Below are 12715 nucleotides of genomic sequence, written 5' to 3' on the forward strand. Positions count from 1 at the left end.
GCGTAGAGTAGCGGCGTTAGTGGGGTACGTTCAGCGAGCGCACCCGGCCGCCGTCGTTGAGGTACAATTCGTAGTAATGGGTGTGCAGCTTCCACACTTCCTCAATTTTGAGGATGGGCCGGCCTTGCTGCAGCCGGACGATGGCTGCTTGCACGTCCGGGGGCAAGTCGGCCAGGGCCACGGGCTGCTCGATGGCAGGGCTCTCGTCCAGTTCCAGCTCCAGGGTAAGGCTGCCACTGTGCCACCAACCGGTGATTTCCAAATCATCGCCCAGCAGGGCCGCGCTGGCGCGCAGGTTTTTGGTTTCGCGCAGCTCCGCGCCCGCCGAGGAGAGCATGAACGCGCCGCTCAGCACCATCGCCGCGTACCCAATGCGCCGGAATGCCTGCTCGGGCAGGTAGCGAACGAGGCGCTTGGTGCCGGCCGTGGCCATTACCGCGCCTACCGCCACAGTAGCCCCTGCCTGCCAGGCAGCGGTGGTGAGCAGTCCCAGCCACAGGTAGAGGGCCAGCTTGATGAAGTGCAGCAACAGTTCATTAGCCGCCCGGGTGGCAATTACCGCGTCCCGGCTCAGCCCATAGCGAAAGTAAAACTTGTTGAACAGCAACCCCACCGCCCCGGTCAGGCCAGAGAGGAAGCCGGCCAGGAAGCCCAACGCCCCCAGCTTCAGGCCGCTTGCTGCCACTGCCGGCTCGGCCACGGCGGCGTCCTTTCGCCAGAGCATGGTCAGGTTCGACAGCAAAAACAGCCCGATGACTACCTCCAGGTACAACGGGTTGAGGTACTTCAGCAGATAGGCCCCGAGCAGCACGCCCGGCACCGCGCCCGGCACAAAGCGCCGCGCAATGGACCAGTTGATGTGCCGCCAGAACAAGCCGAGCTTCGACGCCGTGCTGGTGGCCGTGCCCACCGTCAGCGCGGCAGGCACAACGGAGGCCGGCAGCACCCGCGCCAGAACGGGCAGCAGCAACAGGCCGGCGCCCCCGCCGCTCACGGTGCTCAGCGCAAAGGCAAGCAGCGCCGCCGCAAATACGAGTAGCAGGCCCATGCGCTTGCTTATTCGAAGCCGCCGCCCTCGTCCTCCCGCTGCTTCTTGTCCGGTTTGGCGTTGCGGTTTTGGCCAAAGCGGTAGGTGAAGCCCAGAAAGGCAATGCGGGACTCGCGCTTGAAATGGCTGGCCGTAGCCAAATCGGTGCCGTAGGCCGTGAAATCGAAGTGCAGGGTGTTGAAAATATCGGCCACCCGTAGCGTGAGGGTACCCCGGTCGCCGAGCACGTTGTACTTGGTGGCGAAGTCCACGTTGAAGTTGCCGCTGCGCGTGCCCTGGGCCGAATTGATGGGCGAGCGGTAGTTGAGGGCCACCTGCGCATCCAGGCGCTTGCCGAGCGTGAACACGTTGTTGAGCCGCGTGGTAAAGACCTGGCTGGCCGTGTTGATGGGCGTGCCGTCGAGCGAGGCGCCCACGATGAGCCGGCGAAACGTGGAGGCCGTGGCGTTGGCCTTCCACCAAGCGGTGAGCGGGCTGGCGCCCACCAGCTCCAAGCCGTAGGTGGTTTCGGTACCCAGGTTCTGGCGGGTGGTGCTCGTGACGAGGTTGCCCGTCAGCGGGTCGGTAATGACCCGGCGGAAGCCCTGGGCCGTGTTGGTTTCGACCCGGTAGAAGGCCGTGGAGTTGAGGCTGCGGCCGCTGGCGAAGCTGATTTCGTGGCCCAGTTCCACCGAATGCACGTACTCGGGCAGCAGCTGCGGGTTGCCGGTCGCCAGGTTCAGCTGGTCGGAGCGGTCGGTGAAGGGGTTGAGCTCGCCCGCGTCGGGCCGCTGGATGCGCTTGGCGTAGCTGGCCTGCACGCGCTGCTCGTGGGGCAGCTCGTAGGCCAGCACCGCGCTCGGGAACCAGGCCAGGTACTGCTGGGTGAACTTTTCACTGGTGGCCACCTGGTTGCCGTCGAGGTTGGTTTGCTCGGCGCGTAGGCCCGCCTGGTAGCTGAAGTTTCCTTTGGCCCCGGCGTAGATGCCGTAGGCCGCCTGCACGTACTGGTTGTAGATGAAGCGATTCGAGGGGTCGAAACCCAACGTGGGTACGCTGCTGAAGTGGTAGTCGATGTCGTACTGCCGCAGGCTGCTGCGCGCCCCCACTTCGAAGCGGCTTTTCTCGCCCAGCGGGTGCACGTAGTCAACTTGGGCCGTGCCCTGCTGCGTGCGGGTGGTGGTGCGCTGCTGCTGCACCAGCCGGTTGTCGGCGTACAGGATGTTAGAGACCACGTCGTTGTCGGCCAGCAGGGGCGTGTAGACGGCACTGGCGGTCAGCTCGCGGCCCTTGTGCTGCTCCCACACGCGGCGGTAGTCGGCCGTCACGTCAGCTGAGCGGAAGGTGCCGGTGCTGGCATTGCCGCGGCGGCTGGTGCCAGCCGGTACCACCTGGTTGCCCTGCGCCGTGTTCACCTGGCGTGAATCTAGGGTTTCGTCGTTGGCCAGCGGGTTGAAACGCGGCTGCACGGCCAGCGTGAGGGTTTGCTCGGGCGTCAGGGCGTAGTCGAAGCCCAAACGGGCGGCGTGCGAAGTCTGCAGGTTGGTGCCGCTGCGGTCCTGGTGCAGCACCAAGTTGTCGGCGCCGGTGCGGGTGGTCTGGTCCAGCGTGCCGTTGATGCGGCGGTGGTCGCGGCGAAAGTCATAAGAGCCGAACCAGTTGAGGTTGCCTTTGCGGTAGTTCAGGCTCAGGGCCGCATTGTACTTGTCGCCGGTGCCCACCAGGGCCGTGGCCTGCCCGTTGAGGCCGTTGCGCTGCTCTTTCTTGAGGACGATGTTGAGGATGCCGCCCGCCCCGCTGGCATCGTAGCGCGCCGAGGGGTTAGTTACCACCTCCACGCTCTGGATGCTGCTGGCCGGAATCTGGTCGAGCGTGGTGCCCGTGGGCTTGCCGTCGATGAAAATGGTGACCCCGCTGGAGCCGCGAATACTCACGGCGCCGGTTTGGTCCACCGTTACGGAGGGTACGTTCTGCAGCACGTCGATGGCCGTGCCGCCGCTCACGGTCAGGTCCTTGCTCACGTCGACGACCTTTTTGTCGAGGCCGCCGGTTACCACGGCCCGCTCGGCGGTCACCACCACGTCAGTGAGCTGCGTGGCCGACGTGCGCAGCCTTAGCGTGCCCAGCGCCAGCACGGGCGCGCCAGCCGTGAGGCTGATGACGCGCCGGCCGGTGCGGTAGCCCACCGCCGTGGCCCGCAGCACGTACTGGCCCAAGGGCAGCGGCGCCAGCTCGAAGGCGCCCACCTCGCTGGCCTGGGTGCCGGCCACGAAGGTGGAATCGGCGGCGCGCAGCAGCACCACGCTGGCAAACGAAACGGGATTGCCGGTGCCTACTTCCAGCAAGGTGCCGCGCACCGTGCCCGACTGCGCGTGCGCGGCCAGCCCCATTCCCCACCACAACCCCAGCAAAAGCCCCAGCCGGGGCATCATCTTTTTACGCAACATTCTTCTGATTAACAAGGCAAAACCGCCGGCCCGCCGGCTGTTCATAAAATGCCCCGCCGGGCACAGGGGCCGGCAGGGCACGGGGATGAAATGGGCAGGTTTTACTGGGTAACGACCTTGCCGTCGGCCGTGAACAGCACGTCCTGCTCCTTGCCGCCTTTGCTCACTTCGGCTTCGTACACGGTGCGGCCGTCGGCTTTGACGATGGTGGCGGCTTCCTTCACCTGGTAGGCTTTGTAGTCGCGAGCCAGGGTAGCGCGCACGGCGGCTGGCAACTCGGCAACTTTCATGTCAGTTTCAGTTTCCTGCAGCACCCCGGCAGGCGTTATCACGGCCGACATGGTTTTGCCATTCTGCTTGAAACCGGCTTCGTAGTCGGTCCCTTCTTTTTCCCAGGCCACGGTTTTCACCGCCGGGAATTTGGCTTGGAACGTGGCTTTTGCGGCGGCGGGCACCTGGGCCGCGGCCACTTTCTGGGCGTGGGCGGAACCGGCCAGCAGGGTGGCTACGGCGAACATCAACACGGTTTTCATGGGCAAATGAAGGGTAAAGTGAAAATACATGGCAAACCTACCGGCCGATTCTGGAGCTAATCTGGACCCGAACATTTTGGATGGACGCCGGGAAATAGCCACTTTTCCAGGCCGGTCAACGCTATTACAGCAGGACCACGGCCGTGACGCCCACGCTGCCGTCCAGGTACAGGGGCAGCACCACGGCCCGGTCGCCGAGGCCCTTCACCAACTGGCGGTGCAGCCACGGGTACACCCAATAAGCCAGCTCCGTGGAAAGCAGGCCCACGCCCGCGCCCGCCAGCACGTCGGACAGCCAGTGGTTGTCTTTGGCGATGCGCAACGCGCCGGTGGCCGTGGCCACCGTGTAGCCGCCCACGCGGTACCAGCCGCTGCGCCCGCCGTACTCCTTGTCGAGCAGGCGGGCCGCCGAAAAGGCCGCGCTGGTGTGCTGGCTCGGAAAAGAATCGAAGCTGTTGCCCTGCGGCCGCTCGACGTGGGTGAGCTGCTTTAGGTTGCTGGTAAGGGTGTTGTTGATGGTGTAGGTAAGCCCGAAGAGCAGCGCCTGGTTCAAGGTGTTATGGCGGCCTTTGACGCCCACTAGGCTCAGGCCAAGGCTGGCCAGCGCGGGCACGTGCCGCAGCTGGTCATCCAGGCTGGTTTGCAGGTGCACCCGCGCGGTGACTTCCCGGCGCAGGGCTTCGTCGGTTTCGAAGACGTCGACCTTTTCAGTACCCAGCACGGCCAGGGTGAGCAGCGTGGCGGGAACCACGGTGCGTCGAAAAGCCGGGCTACCGGTGAGGCGATGCAGACGACCGGGCGTAAACACCCGCAGCGAGTCCGGTCGCAACGGACGGGTTGGCGGCACGGCGCCAGCGGCCAGGGTATCAGCGGGCCAGCGAGTTTGGGCCCGCACGGCCGGTCCAGCCAGCAGCGTCAGCGCCCATACAAGGGCCAGCACCCCGCGCCTTCCGCCTGCTGGACCAATCATTTGCTGCCTCATGTTTCTGCTGCGCCGGACCACTGCCCGGTCCTGCGGGTGGCAGTGTACGTGGCAATTCTGGGGAGAATCTGACGCCACCGGGCTAGAACGTCACCCGCAGCGTGTGCAGCGTCCCTGCCGGTATAAACGAGTAGCTCAACCGAAAGCCGTAGTAGGTGCAGATTTGCTCGGCGATGGACAGGCCCAGGCCGGGCGATTCGGAGGCGGCGTTGTGCTTGCGGAAGCGGCCCAGCAGCAGCATGGGGTCGGTGCGCAGCTCGGGGCCGGTGTTGGTAATTTCCAGAGCAGCCGCCCGAAGGTGCACCCGGAGCAGGCCGCCGGGCAGGTTGTGCTTCACCGCGTTTTGCAACAGGTTGCCGATTAATGACTCGGCCAATCCGGGATGCATCACCGCCGACACCGGCGCCAGTGGCCCTACTTCCAACCGCAACTCCTTGGCTTCCATGAAGTCCTGAAGCTGGCGCAGCTTCTCCTGCACCACCGCGTCCAGCTGCACGGGCACGCCGTCCGTAAACTGCCGGTTCTCAATCTTGCTGAGCAGGGTGAGGGCCTGGTGCAGGCGCGAGAGGCGCAGCGCGGCCCGGTACACGTGCTGCACCGCCCCCACCGCCCGTTCGGGCAGCTCGGGGTCCTGCACCAGCTGCTCCAGTTGGGCCTGCATAATGGCCAGCGGCGTCTGGGTTTCGTGGGCCGCATTTTCGGTGAATTCTTTGAGGGCGCGGTAGTCAGCGGCCACGCGCTGGGTGAGCTGGGCGACGGCCTGATTCAGCTCGCTGAACTCGTCGATGGGCGTAGCGGGCAGTACCAGCGACTGCGGTTGCTGCAGCTGGTAGCCGCGCAGGGCCTTGAGCGTGCGCCGAAACGGGGCCCACAGCCAGCGCGAGAGCCACTGGTTGAGCAGCAGCAGGCTGCCAAAGAGCAGCGCCATCACGGCGAGCATGACCGTCAGGATAACCTTGAGGATGTCCTCGGTTTCGAGCAGCGATTTGCGCAGCGTCAGCCAATGGCGCTGCCCCTGCACCGTTACCGGAAACGAGATGACGCGGAAGGGAACCGCCTCGTGCTCCACGGGGTCAAAAATGACGGTGTCGCGCAGGCTTTCGGACCGGGTAGGGCCGTCAATGGTGAGTTCCTGCGGCATGGTGATGGTGGGCAAGGCCCCCGTGACCCGGATGCGTTCGGTGAGGTAGGTGCGCTGCTGCTGCAGCTGCTCGTCCACCTCGTGGGCCAAGGCATGCTGCAGGCCGGTGTACAGCACGCCGGTGCCCAGCACGAAGAGCAGGGCGCTCAAGCCCAGGTAGTAGCGGTTGGTGCGGGCGAGGAGCTTCACGCCGTTTCGAGCTTGTAGCCCAGTCCGTAGACGGTGCGGATGTAATTGTCGGCGCCGTGTTCCTGCAGCTTTTTGCGCAGGTTTTTAAAGTGGGTATAAATGAAGTCGAACGAGTCGGCCATGTCGGCGTCGTCGCCCCAGATGTGCTCGGCGATGGCTTCCTTGGTGAGCACGCGGTTGGGGTTGGCCAGCAAAAAGAGCAGCAGGTCGTACTCGCGACGCGTGAGCGTCAGGGGCTGGTCCTTCACCAGCACCAGGGTCTGGTCGGGAAAGATGGTCAGGTCCCGGAACATAATATGGCGCTGCCCCTGAAACTGGCGCCGCCGGATGATGGACCGCAGCCGGGCGTTGAGCTCGGCCAGGTGAAAGGGCTTTTGCAGGTAGTCGTCGGCGCCCAGCTCCAAACCCTGCACCTTGTCGTCGAGCGAGCCGCGGGCCGAGATGATGAGCACGCCGGCCAGGCTGTGGTCGGCTTTGAGGGTGCGCACCAAATCAAGCCCCGAGCCGTCGGGCAGGGTCAGGTCCACCAGCACACAGTCGTACTGGTAGAGCTTGATTTTCTCATGGGCCTGCTCGTAGTTCTCCGCGATTTCGCAGATGTAGCCGCTGTGCCGAAGAAAATCCAGCAAGGTGGTCCGCAACGGGGCTTCGTCTTCAACAATGAGAATCTTCACGGAATAGAGAAATACGACCGCGACAGCGGCTGGCCAATGGGCGGCAAGTAGGTACAAAAATCTGGGGTAAATCTGTAGCAAATCCGCTCCAAACGGGGCAAGCCATTTCGGCGTACTGCCAGCAACGCCACGCCCGACGCCAGCGGCACTCCCCGGTGCTGGTCCAGATTTACCCCAGATTTCGACGGGAGCTTTGGCTTATCCTTCACTTGACCCCAAGTGCCTTGCGTTCAACCCTGCTATCCATCGCCCTGCTGTTGCTCCCGGGCCTGGCCCTGTCCACCCGGGGCCAGGAGCCCGGCGCCCCGGCGGTGCTCAGCCCGGCCCCGGTCCTCGCGCCGCCCGCCAGCCCGCGCCGGTTGGAGGACTTTCTGCTGGTGGCCCGCCAAAACAGCCCCCTGCTGCGTGAATCCGCCAACCAAGTCACGCAAAACCGCCTCGACAGCCTGGTACGCGCCCGCCAGAACGGCGTGCAGGTAGCCGGCATCGGCTCGGCGCTGTACTACCCCTCGGTGACGAACAGCCGGGGCGAAAATGTGCTGGGCTACGACGAGGCCATTTCCAACGGCGGCAACTACGCCGCCATCGCCCAGGCCAGCAAGCCCATCCTCAACCGGTTTCAGCTGCAAACCGACTACCAGATTCTGGCCAGCCAGGGGCAGGTGCTGCGCAACACCGGCCGCCTCTCCGCGCTGGATTTACGCCGCAGCATCACCGACCAGTTCCTCACCGCTTATGCCGCCGAAACCCAGCTCACCTTCAGCCGCTCGCTGCTCACGCTGCTGCGGCAGCAGGACGCGCAGCTGCGCCAGCTGGTGAACGGCGGCATCTTCAAGCAGACGCAATACCTAAGCTTTTATCTCTCGGTGCGCACCCAGGAGGTGACCGTGGAGCAGGACCGGCTGGCCTATCGCCGCGAGCTGGGCACGCTGCGGGCGCTGGCCGGTGTGGCCGACACGGCCCTCGTGACGCTGGAAGCCCCCGTGCCGCCCGCGCGGCGGCCCCTGGCCGGCCTGCTGGCCCCCGCCCAGCGGCAATACACGCTCGACAGCCTGCGCCTGCGCCTCGACCGCCGGGCCGTGGACGCGGCCTACCGGCCCAAGCTGAGTGCCGTGCTCGACGCAGGCTTGCAGTCGTCGTCTTACCTGCCCGTGGCGCTGGCCCACAGCGTAGGGTTTGGGGGCGGCTTGCAGCTCTCGTTGCCCATTTTCGACGGCCACCAGCGCCAGCTGCAGTACCAGCGCCTCGACCTGAGCGAGCAGAGCCGGCGCGGCTACCGGCAGTTCCTCACGGTGCAGCGGCGGCAGCAGTACGAGCAGCTAGAAGGCCTGATTCGGGCCTCGGATGCGCTGCTGGGGCGCATCCGGGAGCAGGTGAAGGTGGCCGATGCGCTGGTGGGTGCTGCCCGGCAGCAACTAGCCACCGGCGATGTGGCCATCCTCGACTACCTGAACCTGGTGACCAGCTACCGCACCCTGCAGTTCAGCCTGACCCAGGCCCAGACCGACCAGCTGCGTAGCCGGTTTGCCCTGGACTACCTGGCCGAACAGTAACCGCCCGGTTGGCCAACTCCACGCCTAAGCTGGCCAACGTTCCATTTTTATGCCATGACGCAACTTCCCCGCTTGCTTTTCTTCGCTTTTCTCGCCGGCCTGGTGGCTTGCGGCTCCAAAGACCCAGCCGACGCGAAAGCCGATGCGCCGGCGGCTGACGAGGAAGAATCCACCGTGAAGCCCCGGGCGCTGGTTACGGTGGGCACCGTGCAGACCGATACGCTGACGGACGTGTTGCGGCTCAGCGCCGTGTCGGCCTTTCCGGCCAAGGATGCGCTGCGGGCCACCACCACCGGCTACGTGCTGGCGCCCACGCCCGTGGTGGGGCAACAAGTGCGCGCCGGCCAAACGGTGTTCACCATCCAAACCAAGGAGTCGAAGACGCTGCATTTGGATAAGCTCACCGGCGACCCGCGGCTGAAATTCAGCGGCATCATCCCCATTAAGTCGGCCCGGAGCGGCATTCTGGCCACGGTGGACAAGCTGGCCGGCGACTACGTGCAGGACGGCGAGCAGTTGGGCCTTACCTACGACAAAAGCCGTTTCGGCTTCGTGCTCGACGTGCCCGTGACCCAGTTGCGCTACGTGCACACGGGCCAGAGTTGCCGCATTTTCCTGCCCGACGGCCGCGTGCTCAGTGGCCGCGTGGCCGAGGTGCTGCCCACGGCCGACGTGAGCATTCAAACCCAGCGCTACACCATCCGGCCGCTAGGGGCCGTGCCGGACTTACCCGAAAACCTGACCGTGCAGGTCGAGCTCGACCGCACGGCGCCCCACCTGGCCAAGACCCTGCCGCGCGGCGCCGTGCTCACCGACGAAACCCAGGCCGAGTTTTGGGTGATGAAGCTGCTCAATGATTCCACCGCCGTGAAAGTGCCCGTGACGGTGGGCACCCAGGAAAAGGACCACATCGAAATCAAGCAGCCCCGCTTCTCCTCCCGCGACCGAATTCTGGTCAGCGGCAACTTCGGCCTCGACGACACGGCCGCCGTGAAAGTGACCCGGCCGGCTGCGGCCGAACCGGAGTGACGGGGCCGTAGCGCCCACCCCGAACCCGACCAGAGCTGCCGGCGGGCGCCGCAAAGCATCTCTACCACGGAAGTACCCCGAGTGAAGGCTTCCGATTCGCTGCAACGGATGCGGTAGAGATGCCTCGCGACGCCCCGGCCGTCCTCCCACCCCTTGATTCCCGCTACTATGCCCCGCTTTTCTCCCTTTCAAGCCTACAAGGCGCCCATTGCGGTGCTGCTGGCGCTGGCCCTGGCCCTGGGCACGGTGGCCTACCGGCGCATCAACGTGGCCCTGTTTCCAGAGGTGACGTTTCCGAAGGTGAAGGTGATTGCCGAGAACGGCCTGCAGCCCGTGGACCGCATGATGGTGACCGTGACCAAGCCCATGGAAGACGCCATGAAGCGCGTGCCCGGCCTGAAGCTGCTGCGCAGCACCACCAGCCGCGGCAGTTGCGAAATCTCGGCCTTCCTGGACTGGAACGTAGACGTAGCCAAGAGCCAGAGCCTGATTGAGTCGCGCCTGAACCAGATTCGGGGCGACCTGCCGCCTACTGTGCAAATCTCTGTTGAGCGCATGAACCCGGCCATTCTGCCGGTGATGGGCTACACGCTGGAGGCCCCCGGCAAGTCGGCGTTGGAGTTGCGCAAGCTGGCCTTGTACACCATCAAGCCCTTTATCTCCCAGGTCGAGGGCGTGTCGTCGGTGGAGGTGCAGGGCGGGCGCACCAAGGAGTTTCAGGTGCAGCTGCTGCCCGACCAGCTGGCCGCCCTCGGCCTGGGGCCTGATGATGTGGCCACGGCGCTCAACGCCACCAACTTCGTGCAAAGCAACGGCTACCTGAGCGACTACCGCCGCCTCTACCTGACCGTCACCGACGCCACCATCCTGCAGAAAGAAGACCTCGAAAACATCGTGCTGCGCAACGACGGCCGCCGCATCGTGCGCCTCGCCGACGTGGCCACCGTAGCCCTGGGCGAGCAGCAGGAGTACACCCGCATCAACGCCAACGGCAACGACGCCGTGCTCGTCTCCATCCTGCGCCAGCCCGACGCCAACGTGGTGCAGGTGTCCGACGGCGTGCGCGCCAAAGTAGCGGCCCTGCGCGCCGGGTTGCCGCGCGGCGTGCGACTGGCCACCTATTACGACCAGGCCGATTTCGTTTCCGAGGTGGTGCGCTCGGTGCAGGACGCGCTGTGGATTGGCCTGGCGCTGGCGCTAATCGTGACGGCCTTGTTCCTACGCTCATTGAAAGCCACGCTCACCATTCTCGGGGCCATTCCAGTGGCCCTGGCCCTCACCATAGCGGTGCTGTACTTTGGCCTGGGCTACTCCTTCAACATCATGACGCTGGGCGCCATCGCCGCCGCCATCGGCCTGATGATAGACGACGCCGTGGTGATGGTAGAGCAGCTGCACCGCGTGGGCGAAGACCACCCGGAGGCAGCGCCCGGCGAAGTGGTGCGCCGCTCGGTGGGCCACCTGCTGCCGGCCCTCATCGGCTCCTCGCTGAGCACCATTGTCATCTTCCTGCCCTTTGCGCTCCTGGGCGGCGTGGCCGGGGCCTATTTCAAAGTGCTGGCTACTACGATGGTGGTGGCGCTGCTGTGCTCGTTTCTGGTGGCGTGGCTGGGGCTGCCGGTGATTTACCTGCTGCTCAGCGGAAAGAAAAAGCCCACTCCCGAAAGGGCGGATGCCCTTGATTCGCCCTCGAAAGTGGCGACGGATGGCAGCGCGGAAGTGACGCCCACAGTAGATTCCAACCACCACGAAATCCCCTGGGTGCGCTCGGTCATTCGCCACCCGGCCTATTCGGTCATGGGCATTCTGGTGCTAATTGGGGTCATCTGGTTTATCATTCCGCGCCTGGCCACGGGCTTTCTGCCCGACATGGACGAGGGCGCCATCGTGCTTGACTATAACTCGCCACCCGGCACCAGCCTCGAAGAAACCGACCGCATGCTGCGCCAGGCCGAAAAGCTCATCGTGCAGGTGCCCGAGGTGGCCAGCTACTCGCGCCGCACCGGCACCCAAATGGGCTTTTTCATCACCGAGCCCAACAGCGGCGACTACCTCATCCGCCTGAAAACCGACCGCCAGCGTAGCACCGAAGACGTGATTGCCGACATCCGCGAGCGCATCGAAAGCACCCAGCCGGCCCTCACCATCGACTTCGGCCAGGTGATTGGCGACATGCTCGGCGACTTGATGAGTACCGTGCAGCCCATCGAAATCAAGGTTTTCGGGCCCGACGCCACCAAGCGCTACGCCCTGGCCGACCAGGTAACGGCGGTGGTGGAAAAGGTGCGGGGTACGGCCGACGTGTTCAACGGCATCGTGCGCATGGGTCCCAGCGTGGACGTGCGCCCCGACCCGCGCCGCCTGGCCCAGTTCGGCCTCACCGCCACCGACTTCCAGACCCAGTTGCAAACCCAACTGCAGGGCACCACGGCCGGCTCGGTGCTCGAAGGCGAGCAGCTGCTTAACATCCGCCTGCGCTACCCCAACGCCGCCCAGGCCAACCTGACCCAGATGAGCGGCGAGCCCGTGTTTCTGCCCAACGGCCAGCGCCGCCGCCTCGACGAGCTGGCCACCGTGCGCGTGACGCCCAGCGAAGCCGAGCTGGAGCGCGAAAACCTGCAGGCCATGACCGCCGTCACTGCCCGCCTCGACAACCGCGACCTGGGCAGCGCCATGGCCGAAATCAAGCAAAAGCTGGAAAAGGAAGTGCCGCTTCCCCCGGGCTACTTCATCCAGTACGGGGGCTCGTATGCCGAGCAACAGCAGTCGTTTCAGGAACTGCTCACCATTCTGGGCACGGCCTGCCTGCTGGTGTTTGCCGTGGGCCTGTTTCTGTTCCGGGATTTGAAAGCGGCGGGCCTGATTCTGCTGGTGGCCGTGCTGGGGCCGGCCGGCGGCAGCTTCGCCCTTTTCCTCACCAATACGCCGCTGAACGTAGGCTCCTACACCGGCCTCATTATGGTAGTGGGCATCATCGGCGAGAATGCCATTTTCACGTTCCAGCAGTTCAACGAGGCCCGTGCCGAAGCGCCCGTGGAGCAGGCCATTGGCTACGCCATTGCCGCCCGCCTGCGTCCCAAGCTGATGACGGCGCTGGCGGCCATTGCCGCGCTGCTGCCGCTGGCGCTGGGCCTCGGGGC

At 65.2% G+C, this 12715-nt stretch carries 9 protein-coding genes; 3 read left to right on the forward strand and 6 right to left on the reverse strand.

From position 1 onward, the window contains the following. Positions 1-16: 16 nt before the first annotated feature. The 6 genes from I2I01_RS23035 to I2I01_RS23060 all read right to left on the reverse strand — a co-directional run bounded on the left by I2I01_RS23035 (position 17) and on the right by I2I01_RS23060 (position 6993). Positions 17-1048: a sulfite exporter TauE/SafE family protein gene (locus I2I01_RS23035; RefSeq protein ID WP_196288893.1), complete on the reverse strand. Its 1032-nt coding sequence runs from the start codon at positions 1046-1048 to the stop codon at positions 17-19. Between the two features lie 8 nt (positions 1049-1056). Further along, on the reverse strand, positions 1057-3474 hold the full coding sequence (locus tag I2I01_RS23040; protein ID WP_196288894.1) for a TonB-dependent receptor domain-containing protein: 2418 nt from the start codon (positions 3472-3474) through the stop codon (positions 1057-1059). A 101-nt stretch (positions 3475-3575) separates the two neighbouring features. Continuing rightward, positions 3576-4007, reverse strand: a complete 432-nt coding sequence (locus I2I01_RS23045; protein ID WP_196288895.1) for a PepSY-like domain-containing protein — start codon at positions 4005-4007, stop codon at positions 3576-3578. Positions 4008-4131: 124 nt separating this feature from the next. Continuing rightward, positions 4132-4977, reverse strand: a complete 846-nt coding sequence (locus I2I01_RS23050) for a phosphatase PAP2 family protein (RefSeq protein WP_196288896.1) — start codon at positions 4975-4977, stop codon at positions 4132-4134. Positions 4978-5071: 94 nt separating this feature from the next. After that, positions 5072-6319 carry a sensor histidine kinase gene (locus I2I01_RS23375; protein WP_196288897.1) on the reverse strand — a complete coding sequence of 416 codons (1248 nt, stop codon included), beginning with the start codon at positions 6317-6319 and terminating at the stop codon, positions 5072-5074. Continuing rightward, entirely contained in the window at positions 6316-6993 is a 678-nt protein-coding gene (locus I2I01_RS23060) for a response regulator transcription factor (RefSeq protein WP_196288898.1), read from the reverse strand. Before I2I01_RS23060 ends, I2I01_RS23375 begins: the two co-directional genes overlap by 4 nt. Positions 6994-7217: 224 nt before the next feature. Between I2I01_RS23060 and I2I01_RS23465 the strand changes: the two genes are divergently transcribed. The 3 genes from I2I01_RS23465 to I2I01_RS23075 form a co-directional block, all read left to right on the forward strand. Further along, positions 7218-8546: a TolC family protein gene (locus tag I2I01_RS23465; protein WP_196288899.1), complete on the forward strand. Its 1329-nt coding sequence runs from the start codon at positions 7218-7220 to the stop codon at positions 8544-8546. Between the two features lie 54 nt (positions 8547-8600). Further along, positions 8601-9575: an efflux RND transporter periplasmic adaptor subunit gene (locus tag I2I01_RS23070; RefSeq protein ID WP_196288900.1), complete on the forward strand. Its 975-nt coding sequence runs from the start codon at positions 8601-8603 to the stop codon at positions 9573-9575. A gap of 168 nt (positions 9576-9743) precedes the next feature. After that, a partial coding sequence (locus I2I01_RS23075) for an efflux RND transporter permease subunit (RefSeq protein ID WP_196288901.1) occupies positions 9744-12715 on the forward strand: 2972 nt, incomplete at its 3' end.

Source organism: Hymenobacter properus, from assembly GCF_015694735.1.
GTDB classification, from domain to species: domain Bacteria; phylum Bacteroidota; class Bacteroidia; order Cytophagales; family Hymenobacteraceae; genus Hymenobacter; species Hymenobacter properus.

Excerpts from the sequence above, each read along its gene's own strand:
- I2I01_RS23035 (WP_196288893.1), bottom strand. The coding sequence starts at position 1,048 with ATGGGCCTGCTACTCGTATTTGCGGCGGCGCTGCTTGCCTTTGCGCTG.
- I2I01_RS23040 (WP_196288894.1), bottom strand. The coding sequence starts at position 3,474 with ATGTTGCGTAAAAAGATGATGCCCCGGCTGGGGCTTTTGCTGGGGTTG.
- I2I01_RS23045 (WP_196288895.1), bottom strand. The coding sequence starts at position 4,007 with ATGAAAACCGTGTTGATGTTCGCCGTAGCCACCCTGCTGGCCGGTTCC.
- I2I01_RS23050 (WP_196288896.1), bottom strand. The coding sequence starts at position 4,977 with ATGATTGGTCCAGCAGGCGGAAGGCGCGGGGTGCTGGCCCTTGTATGG.
- I2I01_RS23070 (WP_196288900.1), top strand. The coding sequence starts at position 8,601 with ATGACGCAACTTCCCCGCTTGCTTTTCTTCGCTTTTCTCGCCGGCCTG.